Here is a 19,991-nt window from a genome sequence, read left to right as displayed (position 1 = left end):
CATACCTCTCTCGAGTTGCTATACGTCCCTGAACACCACCGCGGTGGCGCCTTCGATGTGCACCACCGTCACCGAATCACCCGGTTCGAACACGTCCCCCTCGTTTAGCGGGCGTGCCGTCCACACTTCGCCGTCAATTTTCACCTGGCCCGCATCATGAGCGACCCGATCGAGCACCAGCGCATTCTTGCCCTCCAGCGCCTTGATGCCCATCCGCAGGCCTTTGCCCGGTGCCAGCCGCCGGCGCAACGTGGGTCGAACCAGCGACAGCAGCAGCACCGAGACGATCAGAAACACGATTCCGTCCGCCCATACCGGCCAGTCCGCAAGCCAGCTGCTCGCCGCGGCCGCAAGCGCGCCGCCACCGAGCATCAGCAAGAACATGTCGCCGGTCAATGCCTCCGCGCCGGCGAGTACCAACGCTGCGATCAGCCAGATCAGCGCGACGGGCATGGCCACAGGATACGCGTGATCCGCCTCAACCGCGGCGAGCAACTACACTGCGAGACCATGTGGTGTCCCAGTGTTTCGCTGTCCATGTGGGCCAATGCCTGGCTCGCGGGTAAGGCAGCGCCCGACGACTTCTTGGACGCATTATCACTATGGGCGCCAACGCAATCGGTCACCGCCTATGATGCCGTGGCGGCTGGCCACACGGGTCTGCCATGGCCCGATGTGCACAATGCGGGTACGGTGTCACTGCTGCAGACGCTGCGAGCCGCAGTGGGCCGGTCGACCATCGCCGAGCCCGGTAGCGCGGATCGATTGCGCGGAACGATCAATGTGGTATTGCCGGTGCCAGGCGATGTGCGTGGATTGGCGGCCGGAACACAGTTCGAGCGCGATGCGTTGGCCGCGGGTGAGGCGGTGATCGTCACCAACCCGAACGATCCCGGCACCTCGATCGGGTTGGTACCGGAATTCTCCTACGGCGAAATCGAAGAGACACTCGATGACGACGCGGCCACACCCGAATTGTGCGCCCTGGCCTGGACGGTGTACTCCTTGCCCGGTACGCCGGTATTCGAGCACCACGAGCTGGGTGATGCCGAATACGCACTGCGCTCTGCGGTGCGCTCGGCCGCCGACGCACTAAGCACCATGGGCCTGGGACTGGGTGCTAGCGACGTCGCCAATCCGCGCGGCCTGGTCGAGCAGTTGCTGGAATCCGCGCGTCAACACCGGATTCCCGACCACGCGCCGACCCGCGCCCTGCGGGTATTGGAGAACGCCGCGCACGTCGACGCGATCATCGCGGTGGGCGTGGGGCTCAGCCGGCTACCCGACGCCACCACCGACCGCATCGTCGCCAGGATCGGCACCCAATCGTCATCGGACGCCCAGGTCGCCACCGCGGCGCTGCGGCCGCTGACCGCCGTGGTGCGTTCGGCTCGGATGGCCGCGGTTAGCGCGATCCTGCACTCCGCCTGGTCGGACTGACCACGTGGCCGCCTAGTCGCTTGCCTGTGCTACGCAGTGCGGTGGACGGCAGGGCTCCCCATCGACACTGGCCAGACAGCCGGGCACCGGATCGGTGCCGCCGACCCGGACGGGCGCCCGGCCATGGCGGACTTCGTCGATCAAACCCGCGGCCAGACGTGCGAATCGCCGATCGGCGTTGGGCGTGCGGACACGGGAAAATGCCATGCCCGCCGCCTCGGCCTGGGATCGCAACTCATGATCAAGATCCCACACCACCTCGATGTGATCGGCGACAAATCCGACGGGACAAACGATCACGGCGTTGGTGCCGGCGGCAGCCAATGTTTCGAGGTGGTCGGCAATATCGGGCTCTAGCCAGGGAACCCGGGGCGGGCCCGACCGGGACTGCCAGGCCACGTCATAGTCGGCGTATCCGGCAGCAGCCGCGACCAGCTTTGCGGCATAAATGACTTGGCGGCTGTAGAGCTGCGGACCGCAGCGCCGATCCGCAGCCACCGGAATCGAATGAGCGGTGAATACCAGGCGCGCGTCATCGGGCATGCCTTCGGCCGCCGCGGCGATCGCGTCCACGAACATCTCGACGAACATCGGATGGTCGAAATAGGGCCTTAGCTTCACCAATTCGGGTGCATCTGGTCCGGCCGCCAGCCGTGCCCTGGCTATGTCCTCGACGTACTGTGTGCAGCCGGAGTATCCACTCCATGCCGAGGTGGTGAATACCGCTGCACGACGAATACCCTTGGCCCGCATCGCCGTAACCGCGTCTTCGACATAGGGTTCCCAATTTCGGTTGCCGAAGTACACCGGCAGATCCTGTTCGGCTTGCAGCTCTGCGATTAACGCACGGTTGATGCCGTTGATCGGCGATACGCCCCCGAAATGATAATAGTGCTCGGCCACCGCATCGAGCCGTTCGGCCGGCACACCGCGACCCCTGGTGACGTTCTCCAGGAAGGGCCGCACCTGTTCAGGCCCCTCCGGCCCGCCGAAGGACAGCAGTAGGACGGCATCAAATTCCACGGTATTCTGTTGCCTACTACAGCAACTGGGTGTGTGCGCCGCCGTCCGCGAAAATGATGTCACCCGTTGTCGCGGGCAGCCATTCAGAAAGCAGCGCGCAGACCGTCTTGGCGACCGGCGTCGGATCCTTCATATTCCAGCCGATCGGGGCTCGCTGGTCCCAGCCTTCCTCGAGCAGCTGGATCTGGGCACCGGCCTCGTCGCCAAGCGCGCCACCGACGATAGCGCTCATGGCCAGCGTCCGGATCGGCCCGGCAGCAACAAGATTCGAACGGACACCGAATTTGCCTGCTTCACGCGCGACAAACCGGTTCACCGACTCCAGTGCACTCTTGGCAACCGTCATCCAGTTGTAGGCCGGCATTGCCCGGGTTGGGTCGAAGTCCATACCGACGATGCCGCCACCGGGATTCATGATGGGCAACAACGCCTTGGCCAGCGAGGCATAGGAGTACGCGGAGATATGAATGCCTTTGGCGACGTCCTCGTAGGGGGCGTCGAAGAACGGATTGATGCCCATACCGCTCTGTGGCATGAAGCCGATGGAGTGCACCACCCCGTCGAGCTTGTTGTCCTTGCCGATCACCTCGGTCACCCGGTCGGCAAGCGTGGCCAGGTGCTCTTCGTTTTGCACGTCGAGTTCTAGTAGCGGGGCTTTCTCCGGCAACCGATCGACGATGCGCTGGATCAGCCGCAGCCGATCAAAGCCGGTCAACACCAACTGGGCGCCCTGCTCTTGGGCTACCCGGGCGATGTGAAACGCGATCGATGAGTCGGTGATGATCCCGCTGACCAGGATCCGTTTGCCGTCCAGCAGTCCTGCCATGTCCGTCCTTAGGTGTTGTTGGAATCAGTGGCCCATGCCCATGCCGCCATCGACCGGGATAACCGCACCGGAGATGTAACTCGCGTCCTCCGACGCCAGGAAACTGACCACCCCGGCGACCTCGGCGGCGGTGCCGACCCGCTTCGCCGGGATGAACTCCAGCGCCCCCTGTTGAATCCGCTCATCCAGCGCGCGCGTCATGTCGGTGTCGATGTAGCCCGGGGCCACCACATTTGCGGTTACGTTGACCTTCGACAGCTCCCGGGCGATTGACCGGGCCATGCCGATCACACCTGCCTTGGAGGCTGCGTAATTGGCCTGGTTGCCGATGCCCCAGCTGCCGGAGACGGATCCGATGAAGATCATTCGGCCGAACCGCTTTCGCTGCATGCTGCGTGATGCCCGCTGGGCCACCCGGAACGCCCCGGTCAGGTTGGCGTCGATGACCTTCTCAAACTTCTCCTCGGTCATCCGCATCAGGAACGCGTCGGCGGCCATACCGGCGTTGGAAACCAGCACCTCGACCGGGCCCTGGTGTTCTTCGACCGCTTTGAACGCCCGATCGACGGCCTCGTTGTCGGTGACATCACATTCGACGCCGAACATTCCCTCCGGCGCCCCGGATCCACGGTGCGTGACGGCCACCTTGTGGCCATCGGCGAGAAGTCGCTGCGCGATCGCCAAACCGATCCCCCGGTTTCCGCCCGTCACCAGGACAGAGCGGGATACGAATGCGGGTTTTCCGCCCTCGGCGGCACTTTCGGTAATTTGCTCGGTGGCCGTGTCAGTCACCCCGCCAACCTAGCGCCTCATGTGAGCAGGACTGTAACCGGCTCGTCGCCAACGTGACACCACGACAATCTTGTGCCCCGTGAAGTCACGTTGTCGTTGCAACATCTGGACTTCAAGAGCCGGGTTTCGCCATGTCGTCACGCTCCCGCAAAGTCAGGTGGGCAGCCGCCGGTTGATCAACAGCGCGGCCAACGCAGCCAGCACCAGGACCAGCGCACCGAGCCGCAACCAACCCATGCTGGCGTCGCCCCTGATGGTCTCGTAGCCGATCTGCTGCTGCAGCGATGCGTACACGGCCTTCAGCTCCGCCAGCGTCGCCGCGTTATAAGCATTTCCACCGGAGAGTTGGGCGACCTTCTTGAGCGTCTCGTCGTCGACGGGGACGGGCTGGCGCTGGTCGTTGATCTCGACGAAGCCATAGGGGGTGCCGAACGAGATCGTCGAGATCGGCACGCCTTGGTCCTTGGCGGTACGGGCGGCGGTAAAGGCTCCCTTGGGGTTGTCCGGGTTGGTGGGCATCGTCTCCTTGCCGTCGGAGAACAACACGATGCGCGCCGGCGGCGGCGTATCGCCGCCACCGATCACCGCGCCCACGGTGGCGATGGCCTGCAAGGCGGTGAAGATGGCCTCCCCGGTGGCCGTGCGGTCGGCGAACTGTAGCTTGTCCAGCGCCGCCTTGGTCGCCTCCCGGTTTGTCGTCGGCGAGACCAGGACCGTCGCCGTGCCCGCATAGGCGATCAGTCCAAGGTTGATTCCGGGGGTCAATTCGTCGGCGAACTGCTTGGCAGCCTCCTGCGCGGCGACCATCCGGTTGGGTTCGACGTCGGTGGCGCGCATCGATTGCGACACGTCGATCACCAACATGACCACGGCGCGGTTGCGTGGAATCCGGACGTCGTGCGTCGGCCCGGCCATCGCGACGGTGAACAGCACCAGCGACAACGCCAGCAGGATGGCCGGAATATGCCGAAAGCGCGATGGCCGCAGCGGGGCCACGCTCTCCAGCAATTCCATGTTGGCGAACCGCAGCATTCGCTTCTGGCGAGCCAGCTGGAGCACCACGTAGAGCGCGACCAACCCGACAACGATAAGGAGGAACAGAAAGAACCAGGAATGGGCGAAGCCGGACAGCGTCATCGGTCCAAGCAGCGGCAAAGTCATAACAAACCCGTCTCAATGTGTATGAGCGTTTGTGTCACCGGCGACCCGCCATTGCCCCACGCCGACGGGAGGCGACGAAACGCACGATGTCGGCGATCCAATCCCGGTCGGTGCGAAGCGACATCACCGGTGCCCCGCAACCGCGGATCGTGCGGGCAACCTCGGCGCGGTGGACCGCGGCGGCCCGAGCAAAGTCGCTCTGCAGCTGCGCATCGATGGTGAACTCGCGGGTCACGCCGGATTCGGCATCCTGCAGGATCACGTCGCCGATATCGGGCAGTTCGACATCGCGGGGATCGAGCACCTCAATGGCCAGCACTTCGTGGCGGGCCGAGATTGCCCGCAGTGGACGCATCCAATTGATCGGTCCCAGAAAGTCGCTGATGATCACGGCCATTCCGCGACGGCGCTCCGGCCGGCGCAGTGCATCGATGGCAACCGCCAGGTCACCCCGCACCCCGACCGGCGCCTTGGGTGTGGTCGCGATGGTGCGCAGCATCGTGTGCAGATGCTGGCGACCGGACCGCGCCGGCACCCGGGTCAGATTTGCGCCGTTGGAGACCAACGCCCCAAGGCGGTTGCCACCACCGCTGTTGAGATAGGAAATTGCCGCGGCCGCCGCCACCGCGAGGTCCCGCTTCTCGCACACCGCGGTGCCGAAGTCCAGGCTGGCCGACATGTCGACCACCAGCCAGGTTTCCAGTTCCCGGTCCGCGATCATCTGGCGGACGTGCGGCGTGGTGGTGCGAGCGGTGACCGACCAGTCCATCCGGCGCACGTCATCGCCGGGCTGGTAAATGCGGGACTCCCCGGGCTCGGTGCCCGGACCTGGCAGCAGGCCCAAATGGTCGCCGTGTAGCACACCGTCCAGCTTGTGACGCACAGTTAGCTCAAGCGTCTTCAGCGCCGCCGCCAGCTTGGGATCGTTGATGTCTCCGCGCTGCATCGACGGCGGATGAACGGCAGCTGGCCCCACCGCCTCCTGGGCCACCGGGCCCGAATCGCTCACCGACCGCCAGCCGCGGCGGCGGCCTGCATCACCGGGGGCACCGAATGACCTTGCTGGGGTACGGCATTCACCTGCGGCAGGGCAACCGTCTGCAGGACCCGGTTGATGACAATCTCCGGTGAGATCTCGTCGGCCAACGCGTCGTAGGTGAGTACCAGGCGATGCCGCAGCACGTCCGGCACCACCTCGATGATGTCCTGTGGGATTACATAGTCGCGACCGCGGACCAGGGCCAATGCCCGGGAGGCGGCGATGATGCCCAGCGACGCGCGCGGGGAAGCGCCGAACGCGATCCAGGTCTTGACGTCGTTCATGCCGAGTTGCTCGGGCTGGCGGGTCGCCATCACCACCCGAACCACGTAGTCGACCAGCGCATGGTGCACGAAGTTGTTGGCCGCGATGCCCTGCAGCCGCAGTAGGTCACCCGGGTTCAGGATCTGTTTGGGCTGAGGTGGGGTGACCCCCATCCGGTAGATGATCTCCCGCTCCTCTTCGGGTGACGGATAGCCGACGTTGATCTTGAACAGGAAGCGGTCTCGCTGCGCCTCGGGCAGTGGGTACACGCCTTCCTGTTCGATCGGGTTCTGGGTCGCCATCACCAGGAACGGGTTGGGCATCGGGAAGGTCTTGCCGCCGATGGACACGTGGCGTTCGGCCATCACCTCGAGCAGCGCCGACTGCACCTTTGCCGGCGCACGGTTGATCTCGTCTGCGAGCAGGAAGTTGACCACCACCGGGCCGAGCTCGGTGTCGAATTCCTCTTTGCCCTGCCGGTAAATGCGGGTACCGACGATATCGGTGGGTACCAGGTCGGGCGTGAACTGAATGCGTGCGAATGACCCGCCGACCACCCGGGCGAAGGTTTCCACCGCCAACGTTTTGGCGACCCCGGGAACACCCTCGAGCAGCACATGCCCTTTGGCCAGCAGGCCCACCAGCATCCGCTCCACCAGCTGGTCCTGGCCGACGATGATGCGCTTGACCTCGAAGATCGCCCGCTCGAGGGTGTGTACCTCGGCAGCCAGCCCGTCCGGGCCACCTGAAGGCGCCTCATGGGCCGGGGGACTTGACTGCCCACCCGGACCCGAGTAACCGCCACCTGCTGATGTCATCAACAACCCTCCACCGCTCGATCAGACACGACTGCTGACACGACAAAATCGCGGTAGCGACGACGTGCCCGCGTTCAACTATTCCAGGCGTCCTGGATTCCGTCGACGCCGCGGTTCCCGCCCGGCTCACCTGGCCGGACGACCACACCTCGCTACGTCCCAAGCGTCCGGCCCGTTGCCCGAGCCGACACACCTGGCTTTAGTACTCGATGATCCTAGTCACGAACGGCGTCATTCCCGCCTTGCGCACCGGACTGACCGTGACTTTGCCGGCGAGGCTGCTTGCCTCGAGCATCTGCCCATTGCCCAGGTACATGGTGACGTGTTGACTGCCGTTCGGCCCGTAGAAGATCAGGTCGCCACGCTTGGCCTGGTCGGGTGGAATATGCTGGCCCGCGTTGTACTGGTCACCGGAGTAGCGCGGGATCAGCACTCCCACCCCGGCAAAGGCGTATCGCATCAGACCCGAGCAGTCGAAGCCGACGGTATTGGCCCCGGAGTCGACGCCCTTGCTGGGACCCTGCAGGCTGCCGCCACCCCAGGAGTACGGAACCCCCATCTGCGAACCACCCCGGCGGATTACATACTCGATCGCCTGGCGGCCGTAGACCCGCGGGATCCGGCTTGCGCCGGTGTTGGCGGCGCTGGGGGCGGGGTTGCCCCCCAGGTTGATCCCTAGCCCGCCCAGAAATTGCCGGCCCAGGTCCAGCGTGGTCTGGGTGGCCTGGGCGGTGGCCTGTAACGACGCGTTGGCCATGGCCAGCGCATCGCCAGGGGCACCCGCACTGGCGGTTGCCGGCAAGGTCGGATCCCACGGTCCGGGGTCGGCATCGGCCGGCGCCGCTACCGCCAACAGCAGCCCGGTGGCGATCGCGATGATCCAGGCGAGGTTGATCAGGCGAAATCGTTTGTGACGCATGGTACCTCGATAACTACTCATCTTCTTAGTACTCGATGTAACGGACCACGAAGGGCGTCATGCCGCTGGTCCGCACCGGCGCAACGCGGACCTTCAAACCGATGTCGGGAGCCTCGAGCATCTGGCCGTCGCCGAGGTAGATGGTCACGTGCTGGCTGCCGCCCGGGCCGTAGAAGATGACGTCGCCGCGGCGCATCTGTGCGGTCGGGATCTTGCGGCCCAGGTTGTATTGCGAGCCGGAGTAGTGCGGCAACTTGATGCCTACCCCGGCGAACGAATACAGAACCAGCCCGGAACAGTCGAAGCCGGTGATACTGGCGCCGGAATCGATTCCTTTACTGGGGCCGGCGGCGTTGCCGCCACCCCACGAGTAGGGCACTCCGATCTGCGACATGCCGCGACGGATCACATATTCGGAGGCTTGCCGCCCATAGACCCGGGGAATCCGTCCCGAAGCCGAACCTGCCGCAGCGTTGGTGATACCGGTGTCGGTGGGCTGCAGGATGCCCAGCTGCTCCAGAAACTTGCGCCCCATGTTCGCGGTGACCTGCGCCGAAGTAGCCGAGATCCCCAACACCTGGTTCACCACCGCAATCGGGTCGCCCGGGATGTTGGCGCTGGGAATCATCGGCAGCGTGGGGTCCCAGCCATCCCAGCGGCGCCCGCCTCCCGGCCCCGATGCGGGGTCCCACATGCCGTCCGATGGCGGCGCACCTTGCCCACCGGCCGACGTCCAGGCGACCAGCCTGGCCGCCTGGAGCTTTGCTTGCGCCTCGTCGCGCTCGGCGGCCAGGCGATTGACCTCCTCACGCTGTTCGTCGAACTTCCGTTGGGTGTCGGTGAGCGCCGCCACCGCCGCATCCTGGCTGGCCTGGGCGTCGGCGGCGGCCCGGTCGGCATTCTGCTTGGCTAGCCGCGCCGCCGACTCCTTGTTCACTTGTTCGGTACGGGCCCGCGCCAGGTTGGTCATCACGGCCTGGGCGCTAGCGGCCAAAGTCTTGGCGGCAGTTGCCGCGGCGATGATCTCGTCCGGGCTGGTGGCGGTCAGGTAGCTGTCGGAGGGGCCATTCATATAGGTGGCCGCCGCGAACGTATCGAACCGATGTTGCGCCGCGCCAATGGCAGCGTTGGCATCCTGGACCGCCTGCTCGCTGACCTCTAGCTGGTGTCCGGCGGCAACGGCCTGCTCCCGGGCGGTCTCGACTTCGACCATCGCCTTGTTGACGCTCTCTTGCTCCATCTCGACGGTGGCGCTCAGATCCTCTAACCGTTGATTGGCCCTCGCGACCTCCGCGATCAGGGACGCGATGGTGTCGGTACCCGGGTCCGCGGTGCCCAGTCCGGGGGTCGAAACCAACATCGCCACACTCAAGACCGACGGAATGGCCGGCCGCACCAACCTCGCGGCCGATCGTGAAGCAGAGCCACGGCGGGTCCGTCTCATTCGACTCAGGTCTCCTAGGGCTTAAACCGGACGGACGGCGCCCGTTTTTACCGAAAGCGCCAATGGCATCAGAAGCATCATTTGCACCGTACGTCACACTCGACGCTAAAGAAACGTATGTCACAAAGTGCACCCGGTACGTGCAATGAATGTGACCGAACGGTTACCTGACGCGTTTGCCAACCGTGCACACCCCGGCCGGTGCGCCAACACCGTCCGGGTGCCTCTACCTGGTCAGACTGACCGATCAGGCCGTTCTGGCGGCACTTCGGCGTCGCCGGCAGATGTTGCTGATTGCCGGGCGCGGAGCTGCATGAACCGGGTGCCGACGGCGGCGGCGAGCACACCAATCAGCAGGAAAATGGTCAACCCAGTCCAGGGAAACTCGGGGGTATTGAGCTCGTGTAAAAAGTTCTGCGCCGACTGCACCGGGTTACCGGTCTTGGAATGATCTTCGCCCGCCTCGAGCGTGACACGCGGGAACTGTGCGCTGTAGCTGCCGACAAAGTTCGGGCTGAGCGCCAACACCGTTGCGTCCGGGTAGTCGGCGCCGACGACGGTCGCAATGTCCCGCAAGGGAGTGTCGTTGGGAGGATTGTGGTCGAGCAGCACAATCTTGAGGTTGATGCCCTCGTGATGAGCGTGACTGACCACTTCGACGAGTCCCGGCAGGGCTGGCTCCGGCGCGCTGACCCCGATGGCGGCCACCTCAGCTTTCACTGCCGTCATATCGACGTCTTGCGGAATGTAGGCCGGCAGGAACGGGATCGTCTGGGGTAACGGCAGCTGGCTTGCGGCGTCGTGCCCGGTCATGGCGTCCTCCTCTCACACCTCGGTGCTACAGGCACCGTACGCGAGGGCAAGCACTCCTGTGCACCACCCGCCGGCAAGGGGTTCCCCCACGCGCCGGGCACGACAAGACTGACCCATACGGGTGCCGTCACAATGCAGGACAAGCGTACTGTTAAAGTGGCTGCAGTTGTAGAAGGTCGTTTCACGCACCGTCGACACGGCCCGTCGGCGGAAGAACTTAATCCTCGGGAGTTGATGTGACAAACAAAGATTCGGTGAACTCATTCGGAGCCCGCGACACGCTACAAGTCGGCGACAAGAGTTACCAGATCTATCGTCTCGACGCCGTCCCCAACACGAAGAGACTTCCCTACAGCCTCAAGGTCCTCGCCGAGAATCTGCTGCGCAACGAGGACGGCAGCAACATCACCAAGGCTCACATTGAGGCCATCGCTAACTGGGATCCACAGGCCGAGCCCAGCATCGAGATCCAATACACCCCGGCGCGGGTCATCATGCAAGATTTCACCGGCGTGCCCTGCATCGTCGACCTGGCCACCATGCGTGAGGCGATCGGCGATCTCGGCGGCAAGCCGGACAAGGTCAACCCGTTAGCGCCGGCCGACCTGGTGATCGACCACTCGGTGATCGCCGACTTGTTCGGCCGGGCCGACGCCTTCGAGCGCAACGTCGAGATCGAATACCAACGCAATGGCGAGCGCTACCAGTTCTTGCGCTGGGGCCAGGGCGCTTTCAATGACTTCAAGGTGGTGCCGCCCGGCACCGGAATCGTGCACCAGGTCAACATCGAATACCTGGCCAGCGTGGTGATGGTGCGTGATGATGCCGGAACGGCGACCGCCTATCCCGACACCTGTGTGGGCACCGACTCCCACACCACGATGGTCAACGGCCTCGGCGTTCTCGGCTGGGGCGTGGGTGGCATCGAAGCCGAAGCCGCCATGCTCGGTCAGCCGGTTTCCATGCTGATCCCGCGGGTGGTTGGCTTCAAGCTGACCGGAGAGATTCAGCCAGGCGTGACAGCCACCGACGTCGTGCTGACCGTCACCGAAATGCTGCGCAAGCACGGCGTTGTCGGCAAGTTTGTCGAGTTCTACGGGGAAGGCGTCGCTCAGGTGCCATTGGCCAACCGCGCCACCCTGGGCAACATGAGCCCTGAATTCGGTTCTACCGCAGCAATTTTTCCGGTCGACGAAGAGACAATCAACTATCTGCGGTTCACCGGCCGCTCGGCCGAGCAGGTGGCGCTGGTCGAGGCCTACGCCAAAGAGCAGGGCATGTGGCACGACCCGGAGCACGAGCCGGTGTTCTCCGAATATCTCGAGCTGGATCTGTCCGACGTGGTGCCGTCCATCGCCGGGCCCAAGCGTCCGCAGGATCGAATCATGTTGTCGGAGGCCAAAGCCACGTTCCGCGAACAGATTACCCACTACGTCGGCGACAGCTCCCCGTCGCACGACGCGCACTCCAAGCTCGACGAAGTGGTGGAAGAAACCTTCCCTGCCAGCGACCCCGGCCAACTGACCTTCGCCGACGACGACGTCGCGGTCACGCACTCGGCCGCCGCGCACGCCGATGGCCGGGTGAGCAAACCCGTCACGGTGAAGTCCGACGAACTCGGGGAATTCGTGCTCGACCACGGCGCTGTCGTGATCGCGGCGGTGACCTCGTGCACCAACACCTCCAACCCCGAGGTGATGTTGGGCGCCGCCCTGCTGGCCCGCAACGCTGTCGACAAAGGCTTGACCTCCAAGCCGTGGGTCAAGACCACCATGGCTCCGGGCTCGCAGGTGGTCAACGACTACTACGACAAGGCCGGACTGTGGCCGTACCTCGAGAAGCTCGGCTTCTATCTGGTCGGCTATGGCTGCACCACCTGCATCGGCAACTCCGGCCCGCTACCCGAGGAGATTTCGAAGGCTATCAACGACAACGATCTGTCGGTGACCGCGGTGTTGTCGGGTAACCGCAACTTCGAGGGCCGGATCAACCCCGACGTGAAAATGAACTACCTGGCGTCGCCGCCGCTGGTGGTCGCCTACGCGTTGGCCGGCACCATGGACTTCGACTTCGATACTCAGCCGCTTGGCCGGGACAAAGACGGCAACGACGTCTTCCTGCGTGACATCTGGCCATCGCAAAAGGATGTCTCCGACACCATTGCCTCGGCGATCAATCAGGAGATGTTTACCAAGAACTACGCCGATGTGTTCAAGGGCGACGAGCGCTGGCGCAACCTCCCGACGCCCAGCGGCAACACCTTTGAGTGGGACCAGGATTCGACGTACGTGCGCAAACCGCCCTACTTCGAGGGCATGACGGCCGAACCCGAGCCGGTCACCGACATCACCGGCGCCCGAGTGCTGGCCCTGCTCGGCGATTCGGTGACCACCGACCACATCTCCCCTGCCGGCGCCATCAAGCCGGGCACCCCGGCCGCCCAATACCTGGATGCGCACGGGGTGGACCGCAAGGACTACAACTCCTTCGGTTCGCGGCGGGGCAACCACGAAGTGATGATTCGCGGTACGTTCGCCAATATTCGGCTGCGCAACCAATTGTTGGACGACGTTTCCGGCGGCTACACCCGCGACTTCACCCAAGACGGCGGCCCACAGGCGTTCATCTACGACGCTGCGCAAAACTATGCGGCACAAAATATTCCGCTGGTGGTCCTGGGTGGCAAAGAATACGGGTCGGGTTCGTCGCGGGACTGGGCCGCAAAGGGGACTCTGCTGTTGGGGGTGCGAGCGGTCATCGCCGAGTCGTTCGAACGCATTCACCGCTCCAACTTGATCGGCATGGGCGTCATCCCGCTGCAGTTCCCCGAGGGCGAGTCGGCGTCGTCGCTGGGGCTGGACGGCACCGAAACGTTCGCCATCACCGGCATCGACGCACTCAACAGTGGCAAGACGCCCAAGACGGTGCATGTCAAAGCCACCAAGGACTCGGGCGGGCCCATCGAGTTCGACGCGGTCGTGCGTATCGACACCCCCGGTGAGGCGGACTACTACCGCAACGGCGGCATCCTGCAGTATGTGCTGCGCAACATGCTGAAGTCGGGCTAGCCCCGAACCGTGCCCAAGGTCAGCGAGGACCATCTGGCGGCCCGCCGCCGCCAGATCCTCGACGGCGCTCGCCGCTGCTTTGCCGAGTTCGGCTACGACAAGGCCACGGTCCGGCGTCTGGAAAAGGCGATCGGTATGTCGCGCGGCGCGATCTTCCACCACTTCCGGGACAAGGACGCGCTGTTCTTCGCGCTGGCCCACGAGGATGCCGAGCGGATGGCCGATGTCGCGGCCCGTGAAGGCCTCATCCAGGTGATGCGCGACATGCTTGCCGCGCCAGACCAGTTCGACTGGCTGGCCACCCGGCTGGAGATCGCCCGCAAGCTGCGCAACGACCCGGAATTCAGCCGGGGCTGGGCGGAGCGCTCCGCGGAACTGGCCGCGGCAACCACCGATCGGCTACGTCGGCAGAAGCAGGCAAACCGGGTGCGTGACGACGTTCCCAGTGAGGTGCTGCAGTGCTACCTGGACCTCGTGCTCGACGGCCTGGTGGCCCGGCTGGCCTCCGGCGAAGACCCGCAACGGCTTACCGCGGTACTCGACCTGGTGGAGAACTCGGTGCGCCGCAGCTGATTTGGCGCGCGAGCAGACCGCGATAGCAAGACCGACGAGGTCTGGGCGGTGGCGCTGGGAGCGCTCAGCGCAGCCGGGACCGGTGATTGGGTCCGCCGCGGCTGCGCATCGCGGTACCTGATTCACGCAGCATGCTATGGACGGATCCGTAGCTTCGGCCGGTGGTGGCCGCCAAATTGCGAATGCTGGCCCCGGCCTCATAGGCGTTGCGCAGCTCATCCAACAGCTGGTCGCGTGTCTTCTTTGACTTTCGCATCGGTACCTCCATCGACCCCAGGCACCTAGCGTAAGAACCCACTGCCACCAAGGGGCTGCTTTGGGCGAAATCGCCTGCGGTTATTCAGGCCAGCTCGATGAGGTCCCGGTACTCCTGCGACCAATAGTCCTCGGTGGCGTCGGGTAGCAGCACGACGCGTTGCGGATCGAGCGCCTCGGCCGCACCGGGATCGTGTGTCACCAACACCACTGCGCCCTGATAGCTGCGCAGCGCGTCGAGGACCTGTTCACGCGAGGCGGGGTCGAGATTGTTGGTCGGCTCGTCGAGCAGCAAGACGTTTGCCGTGGAGGCCACCAAGCCGGCCAATGCCAGCCGGGTCTTCTCCCCGCCGGACAATGTGCCCGCCGTTTGGTCGAGCTGCGCGCCGCTGAACATGAACGCGCCCAATAGACCCCGCAGATCTTGCTCTCCGGATTCGGGTGCAGCGTGGCGGATGTTCTCCCAGACGGTCGCGTCGTTATCGAGCGTGTCATGCTCCTGCGCGAAATAGCCGATCCGCAAGCCGTGTCCGGGTTCCAACGCTCCGGTATCAGGTTGCTCGACGCCCGCCAACAGCCGCAGCAGTGTGGTCTTGCCCGCGCCATTGAGGCCGAGCACCACCACGCGCGAGCCCCGATCGATCGCCAGATCCACTCCGGTGAACACCTCGAGTGACCCATACGTCTTGCTCAGCCCCTTAACCACCAGCGGTACGCGACCGCAGGCAGCCGGAGTAGGGAATTTGATCCGGGCCACTTTGTCGGCCACCCGGTCTTCGTCGAGGGCGGCCATCATCCGATCGGCACGACGCAACATGTTTTGGGCGGCAACGGCCTTTGTGGCCTTGGCGCCCAATTTGGCGGCCTGGGTGCGCAGGGCGGCGGCCTTGCGTTCGGCGTTGGCACGTTCCCGGCGACGGCGCTGCTCGTCGGTGGCCCGGGCGTCGAGGTACTTGTGCCAGCCCATGTTGTAGACGTCGACCTCGCCGCGCACTGCGTCCAGGAACCACACCCGATTGACGACATCGGCGAGCAGCTCCACGTTGTGACTGATGATGATCAAGCCCCCGGTGTGCGAACGGAGGAAATCTCGCAGCCAGCCAACCGAATCCGCATCAAGGTGGTTGGTCGGCTCGTCGAGCAACAAGACCGCCCCGGAACCTGAGGCACCAGCGCCTCCCTCGGACGCGGCGAACAGAATACGCGCCAACTCGACACGGCGGCGCTGGCCACCGGAGAGGGTATGTAACTGCTGTGTCAGCACCCGCTCGGGCAAACCGAGGCTGGCACAGATCCGGCTGGCTTCGCTTTCGGCGCCATAGCCACCCAGGGCAACAAACCGCTCCTCCAGTTGGCCGTAGCGGCGGATGGCCCGGTCGCGGGCATCGTCGTCAGCAACCTCGGCCATGAGTGCCTGCTGCTTTTCCAGATCGGTGAGCAAGACGTCCAGTCCACGAGCCGACAGCACTCGGTCGCGGGCCAGCACATCCAAATCACCCTCTTTGGGATCTTGTGGCAGGTAGCCAATTTCACCGGATCTGGTGACCGAGCCGGAATAGGGTTCGCTTTCACCGGCCAGGATGCGCAAGGTTGTGGTCTTGCCCGCGCCATTGCGACCGACCAGGCCGATGCGATCGCCGGGCTGCACCCGCAAATCGGGGCCGTCAGGTGAGAGCAAGATGCGCGCGCCAGCGCGGACTTCGAGGTCCGTGGCCGTGATCACAATCTCTCTCCTGTGTTGCGGATGCTACTTATCGTCGGTGAACACCGGCGGCCGCTTCTCGGCGCGCGCGGCAACTGCTTCTTCGAAGTTTTGGGTCAGCAGGCGCACAAAAAGTTGTCCCAGACCCTCGGCCTGCATGTGCCCTTCCAGGCTAGCGGCGTCTAGTCCACTCCATAGTGTGCGTTTGGTCAACTCTATTCCCGGGCGCGAGAACGCCGCCATGCGCGCGGCGATGGCATAACAGGTATCCAGCAGCTGGCCATCAGGCACCCGGCAGGACACCAATCCGATGCGCTCGGCTTCATCCGCGCTGACGTCACGTCCGGTCAGCATGATCTCGAACGCGCGCGAGGATCCGATGGCCCGGGGCAACAGGTAGCTCAACCCCAATTCGCTCGCGGTCAGCCCGTTGTTAATACCGGCGGCTCGGAAGTAGGCGCTAGTCGATGCCACCCGGATGTCTGCGGCCAGCGCCAGACACAGCCCTCCGCCGATCGCCGGCCCGTTGACTGCGGCGATCACCGGCTGGTGCAACCGCCGCAGCATCAAAATGATGTCGTCGAGCAGTTCCATCGAACGCAGCGCATACGTGGGCCGAGTCAAACCCTCAACGTGCGGTACGACTCCGGCGGACTTGTGATCCGCCCCGGAGGAAAAACCCCGACCCGCCCCGGTCAGCACCAGCACCCGCACGGAGTTGTCGTGGGTTACCTCCGCAAGGGCCTCTTTGAGCGGCACCATGACGTCGAACGCCATGGAGTTCATCCGCTCTGGCCGATTCAGGGTGATGAGCGCAATTTCCGGGCGCGGGTGTTCGAGCAGGACCAAAGTCACTTGTGCACGGTATCGCGGACGGTTCCGATACCGCGTTGCAGCGCCGCGATCGCAACACTAGGCATAGTGAATGCCTAGGAACACCTACGCGACTTCGAAGGATTTGAGCTGTTGCACCAGGTCCTCTAGGGCCGCCGGCGGCAAGGCGCCGGGCTGATTGAACAGCAGCTGGCCCTTCTTGAAAGCCATCAGCGTGGGGATGGACTGGATCTGGGCGGCCGCGGCCAATTCTTGTTCGGCCTCGGTATCGACTTTGGCATAGACGATGTCGGGGTGTTTCTCCGACGACGCCTGAAATGTCGGCGCAAACGAACGACACGGGCCGCACCAGGAGGCCCAGAAGTCGATCAGCACCATGTCGTTACCGGTCACGGTCTCGTTGAACTGGTCAGCGGTCAAGTCTTGGGTTGCCATGTTTGCCATAACGACACACACCGGTGTCTTTGTTCCGCCCGATTTCTGTGCCGATTTCTGCGCGGTCAAGCCGTCTAGAGCAGACCCCGCCGGCTCGCCGGTGATGGCACGTTCCACACCCGGAGGTGTCCCACCAAGTCGTCCATAACGTTGGGATTGGCGATGCCGGCCTGTTTGAACACCAGCTTACCCTTTTTGAACGCCATCAATGTTGGCAAGTGCTTGACCTGAGCCATCGAAACCAGCTCTTGCTCGGTTTCGTAGTTGACTTTGCCATACACGATGTCGGGATATTTGTCCGACGACTCTTCGTAGGTCGGCGTGAACACGTCGCACGGGGCGCACAACGGCGCCCATACGTACACCAGCACGTTGTCGTTGCCGTACACAGTCTGCCGGAAATTCGCGAGGGTGAGATCTTGGGTAGCCACCTGTCCTCTTTACGTCCTCGCCGCGTGCCCTGCCTGGCACCTACGCTCGTCGTCGACCCGGCGAAGTCGAGCGTACGTCGCATGCCGCAGAATCGCCGGCGATTTCTAAGGCCTCAACGCACACCGGACGCGGCGGTACGCCAGGACCGGTTGGTCAGCAGCCGCATACCGTTGAGGGCGACGAGCACCGTAGACCCTTCGTGACCGGCCACGCCCAGCGGTAGTGGCAACGTCCCGAACAGATCCCACAACACCAAGACGGTGATGAAAGTGCCCGCGATGATCAGGTTGGCGGTCACCACGCGCCGAGCCTGCCGAGCCAGCCCGATGATCGTCGGAATCGAATGCAGTTCGTCGCGTACCGTGACGCCGTCGGCGGTCTGCAACGTCAGGTCGGCACCGGCGCCCATCGCGATCGACGTGCGGGCTGCCGCCATGGCCGGGGCGTCGTTGACGCCGTCTCCGACCACGAGCACTCGGTGGCCGCTTTCCTGCAGTGCGCGAACCGCCTGCACCTTTTGCTCGGGGAGCAATGCGGCACGCACATCGGTAATCCCGGCGTGCTGGGCCACCCGCCCGGCCGCGCATTGGTTGTCGCCGGTGAGCAACAGTGGCGGTGCGACTGTCAGCGTGGCCAACGACGCCACGGATTCCGCGGCATCAACCCGCACCTGATCGGTGAGTCCAAGCACTCCGACGGCAACGCCGTTCAGCATGACCACGGCGGCCGTGGCCCCCGCCGCCAGGATCGGTTCAAGTTCGGACAGGGGTGCACCCCGATAACTGTGCGGGCTGCACACCTCGACAAAGTCTCGCCCCACGATGGCCCGAACCCCGCGGCCGGGCAGTGCCCGGAAATCGTCGGCGACCGGGATGACGATGCCGCGCCTACGGACTTCTTCGACGATGGCTCGTCCAAGCGGGTGTTCGCTGGATTGTTCTGCAGCAGCCGCCAATTGAAGCAGTTTGCGGACCCCGACCGCTTCGGGTCTGAGCGGCTCGACCATGGTCAATTGTGGTACGCCACAGGTCAAGGTGCCGGTCTTGTCCAGCGCGACGACGCTGGTGGCGGCGAGGTGTTCAACGACGACAGCGGATTTGACCAAGACTCCGTGCCGGCCGGCGTTGGCGATCGCCGACAGCAACGGCGGCATGGTGGCCAGCACGACCGCACACGGGGACGCCACGATCATAAACGTCATGGCGCGCAACAAGACTGGCTGCAACGGGGCACCCAACATCAGCGGAATGGCGACCAGCGCAAGGGTGGCTGCCACCACGGTAATGGAGTAACGCTGCTCAATCTTTTCGATAAATAATTGAGTCTTGGCCTTGGTAGCCGAAGCTTCGGCCACCAGTTCAACGATTCGAGCAACCACGGTCTGGGACGGGTCGCGGGTGACCAGTACCTGCAGGACGCCTGACCCGTTCACGGTGCCGGCAAACACCTCGTCGCCGCGGCTCTTGGCCGCCGGCATGGACTCACCGGTGATAGAGCATTGGTCGACCTCAGAAAATCCGGAGAGCACGGCACCGTCGGCGGGTATCCGCTCCCCCGGCCGGACCACCACCCGGTCACCTACCACCAGCTCGCCGGCGGCCACCACCCGCTCGGTGCCATCACCGTCGAGCACCACGGCCCGATCCGGCGCGAGGTCCAGCAGGCCCTTGACCGAGTCCTCGGTGTGTTTGGTGGCGACGTCATCGAGCGCACCCGATGTCGCAAAGATCACGATCAACAGCGCACCATCGAAGATCTGCCCGATGGCCACTGCGCCGATCGCTGCCACGATCATCAACAGATCGACGTCAAGTGCCTTGTTCCGCAAGGCTTGTGCGCCTGCCCACGCCGAACCCCAGCCACCGGCGAGGTAGCAGGCCAGATACAGCGACCACCACACGACCTGCGGGGCGGCATTGAGCTGAGTGACCAGTCCGGCCAGGAACAACGCCAGCGCGACTGCTGCCCAACGCACGGACATCACCGACCACAGCGCGGCACGCCAACTCAGCGGTCGCGCGATAGGGCTCGAAGCACGGTCACAAGAAGTCTCGGACGCACTTACTTCGAACGTGGTCAGGGTCATTCGGCGGCCTCCCAGGGGCTAGTGGGCGTTGGTTGGGCTGAACCGAGTTTAGGGACGCAGGGATCGC

General features: G+C 64.4%; 19 protein-coding genes. 3 read left to right on the top strand and 16 right to left on the bottom strand.

Translation table 11 applies throughout. The features are described from left to right. Positions 1-18: 18 nt before the first annotated feature. Positions 19-453 (bottom strand): NfeD family protein, encoded by a 435-nt coding sequence (locus MB901379_RS10210; protein ID WP_158016602.1) that lies wholly within the window; start codon positions 451-453, stop codon positions 19-21. A 57-nt stretch (positions 454-510) separates the two neighbouring features. Here MB901379_RS10210 and MB901379_RS10205 point away from each other — a divergent pair, with 57 nt between their 5' ends. Continuing rightward, positions 511-1,440: a hypothetical protein gene (locus MB901379_RS10205; RefSeq protein WP_158016601.1), complete on the top strand. Its 930-nt coding sequence runs from the start codon at positions 511-513 to the stop codon at positions 1,438-1,440. A gap of 12 nt (positions 1,441-1,452) precedes the next feature. Here MB901379_RS10205 and MB901379_RS10200 read toward each other — a convergent pair whose 3' ends face one another. From MB901379_RS10200 to MB901379_RS10160, 9 genes are all read right to left on the bottom strand, one after another. Then, positions 1,453-2,463, bottom strand: a complete 1,011-nt coding sequence (locus tag MB901379_RS10200) for a ferrochelatase (RefSeq protein WP_158016600.1) — start codon at positions 2,461-2,463, stop codon at positions 1,453-1,455. A gap of 16 nt (positions 2,464-2,479) precedes the next feature. Beyond that, positions 2,480-3,289: an NADH-dependent enoyl-ACP reductase InhA gene (gene inhA / locus MB901379_RS10195; RefSeq protein ID WP_158016599.1), complete on the bottom strand. Its 810-nt coding sequence runs from the start codon at positions 3,287-3,289 to the stop codon at positions 2,480-2,482. A 24-nt stretch (positions 3,290-3,313) separates the two neighbouring features. Continuing rightward, entirely contained in the window at positions 3,314-4,057 is a 744-nt protein-coding gene (gene fabG1 / locus MB901379_RS10190; RefSeq protein WP_158019072.1) for a 3-oxoacyl-ACP reductase FabG1, read from the bottom strand. A 177-nt stretch (positions 4,058-4,234) separates the two neighbouring features. Beyond that, positions 4,235-5,242 carry a VWA domain-containing protein gene (locus MB901379_RS10185; RefSeq protein ID WP_158016598.1) on the bottom strand — a complete coding sequence of 336 codons (1,008 nt, stop codon included), beginning with the start codon at positions 5,240-5,242 and terminating at the stop codon, positions 4,235-4,237. A 34-nt stretch (positions 5,243-5,276) separates the two neighbouring features. Continuing rightward, a complete protein-coding gene (locus MB901379_RS10180; protein ID WP_158019071.1) occupies positions 5,277-6,188 on the bottom strand; it encodes a DUF58 domain-containing protein in 912 nt (303 codons plus the stop codon). 59 nt (positions 6,189-6,247) lie between these two features. Next, positions 6,248-7,363 (bottom strand): chaperone MoxR1, encoded by a 1,116-nt coding sequence (gene moxR1, locus MB901379_RS10175; protein WP_158016597.1) that lies wholly within the window; start codon positions 7,361-7,363, stop codon positions 6,248-6,250. Positions 7,364-7,562: 199 nt separating this feature from the next. Then, complete coding sequence (gene ripB / locus MB901379_RS10170; protein ID WP_158016596.1) at positions 7,563-8,282, bottom strand: NlpC/P60 family peptidoglycan endopeptidase RipB; 720 nt, start codon at positions 8,280-8,282, stop codon at positions 7,563-7,565. 25 nt (positions 8,283-8,307) lie between these two features. Next, complete coding sequence (gene ripA / locus MB901379_RS10165) at positions 8,308-9,726, bottom strand: NlpC/P60 family peptidoglycan endopeptidase RipA (RefSeq protein WP_158016595.1); 1,419 nt, start codon at positions 9,724-9,726, stop codon at positions 8,308-8,310. 234 nt (positions 9,727-9,960) lie between these two features. Then, positions 9,961-10,539, bottom strand: a complete 579-nt coding sequence (locus tag MB901379_RS10160) for an Rv1476 family membrane protein (RefSeq protein ID WP_158016594.1) — start codon at positions 10,537-10,539, stop codon at positions 9,961-9,963. A gap of 236 nt (positions 10,540-10,775) precedes the next feature. On the opposite strand from MB901379_RS10160, the gene MB901379_RS10155 reads away from it, so the two are divergent. Both MB901379_RS10155 and MB901379_RS10150 read left to right on the top strand, forming a co-directional pair. Next, positions 10,776-13,607: an aconitate hydratase gene (locus MB901379_RS10155; protein ID WP_158016593.1), complete on the top strand. Its 2,832-nt coding sequence runs from the start codon at positions 10,776-10,778 to the stop codon at positions 13,605-13,607. 9 nt (positions 13,608-13,616) lie between these two features. Then, the gene (locus MB901379_RS10150) at positions 13,617-14,180 is read left to right on the top strand and encodes a TetR/AcrR family transcriptional regulator (protein ID WP_158016592.1); all 564 of its coding nucleotides are present in this window, start codon (positions 13,617-13,619) and stop codon (positions 14,178-14,180) included. 64 nt (positions 14,181-14,244) lie between these two features. Here the strand turns inward: MB901379_RS10150 and MB901379_RS10145 are convergent, their stop codons facing one another. The 6 genes from MB901379_RS10145 to MB901379_RS10120 form a co-directional block, all read right to left on the bottom strand. Continuing rightward, entirely contained in the window at positions 14,245-14,436 is a 192-nt protein-coding gene (locus MB901379_RS10145; protein WP_158016591.1) for a helix-turn-helix domain-containing protein, read from the bottom strand. 84 nt (positions 14,437-14,520) lie between these two features. Beyond that, positions 14,521-16,158 carry an ABC-F family ATP-binding cassette domain-containing protein gene (locus MB901379_RS10140; RefSeq protein ID WP_158016590.1) on the bottom strand — a complete coding sequence of 546 codons (1,638 nt, stop codon included), beginning with the start codon at positions 16,156-16,158 and terminating at the stop codon, positions 14,521-14,523. Positions 16,159-16,182: 24 nt separating this feature from the next. Continuing rightward, a complete protein-coding gene (locus tag MB901379_RS10135) occupies positions 16,183-16,992 on the bottom strand; it encodes an enoyl-CoA hydratase (protein ID WP_158016589.1) in 810 nt (269 codons plus the stop codon). 84 nt (positions 16,993-17,076) lie between these two features. Next, the gene (gene trxA, locus MB901379_RS10130; protein ID WP_158016588.1) at positions 17,077-17,406 is read right to left on the bottom strand and encodes a thioredoxin; all 330 of its coding nucleotides are present in this window, start codon (positions 17,404-17,406) and stop codon (positions 17,077-17,079) included. A gap of 74 nt (positions 17,407-17,480) precedes the next feature. Further along, the gene (locus MB901379_RS10125) at positions 17,481-17,837 is read right to left on the bottom strand and encodes a thioredoxin family protein (RefSeq protein WP_158016587.1); all 357 of its coding nucleotides are present in this window, start codon (positions 17,835-17,837) and stop codon (positions 17,481-17,483) included. Between the two features lie 113 nt (positions 17,838-17,950). Further along, positions 17,951-19,924 (bottom strand): heavy metal translocating P-type ATPase, encoded by a 1,974-nt coding sequence (locus tag MB901379_RS10120; RefSeq protein ID WP_158016586.1) that lies wholly within the window; start codon positions 19,922-19,924, stop codon positions 17,951-17,953. Between the last annotated feature and the right edge of the window lie 67 nt (positions 19,925-19,991).

It is taken from the genome of Mycobacterium basiliense, assembly GCF_900292015.1.
In the GTDB taxonomy this organism is placed as follows: Bacteria; Actinomycetota; Actinomycetes; order Mycobacteriales; family Mycobacteriaceae; genus Mycobacterium; species Mycobacterium basiliense.
The sequence above is the reverse complement of the archived record's forward strand: the minus strand, read 5'-3'. Positions and strand labels throughout refer to the sequence as shown.

Coding starts and splice junctions, on each gene's coding strand:
- inhA (WP_158016599.1), bottom strand. CDS start 3,289: ATGGCAGGACTGCTGGACGGCAAACGGATCCTGGTCAGCGGGATCATC.
- MB901379_RS10205 (WP_158016601.1), top strand. CDS start 511: ATGTGGTGTCCCAGTGTTTCGCTGTCCATGTGGGCCAATGCCTGGCTC.
- trxA (WP_158016588.1), bottom strand. CDS start 17,406: ATGGCAACCCAAGACTTGACCGCTGACCAGTTCAACGAGACCGTGACC.
- MB901379_RS10185 (WP_158016598.1), bottom strand. CDS start 5,242: ATGACTTTGCCGCTGCTTGGACCGATGACGCTGTCCGGCTTCGCCCAT.
- MB901379_RS10210 (WP_158016602.1), bottom strand. CDS start 453: ATGCCCGTCGCGCTGATCTGGCTGATCGCAGCGTTGGTACTCGCCGGC.
- MB901379_RS10160 (WP_158016594.1), bottom strand. CDS start 10,539: ATGACCGGGCACGACGCCGCAAGCCAGCTGCCGTTACCCCAGACGATC.
- MB901379_RS10180 (WP_158019071.1), bottom strand. CDS start 6,188: ATGCAGCGCGGAGACATCAACGATCCCAAGCTGGCGGCGGCGCTGAAG.
- ripB (WP_158016596.1), bottom strand. CDS start 8,282: ATGCGTCACAAACGATTTCGCCTGATCAACCTCGCCTGGATCATCGCG.
- moxR1 (WP_158016597.1), bottom strand. CDS start 7,363: ATGACATCAGCAGGTGGCGGTTACTCGGGTCCGGGTGGGCAGTCAAGT.
- MB901379_RS10120 (WP_158016586.1), bottom strand. CDS start 19,924: ATGACCCTGACCACGTTCGAAGTAAGTGCGTCCGAGACTTCTTGTGAC.
- MB901379_RS10145 (WP_158016591.1), bottom strand. CDS start 14,436: ATGCGAAAGTCAAAGAAGACACGCGACCAGCTGTTGGATGAGCTGCGC.
- ripA (WP_158016595.1), bottom strand. CDS start 9,726: ATGAGACGGACCCGCCGTGGCTCTGCTTCACGATCGGCCGCGAGGTTG.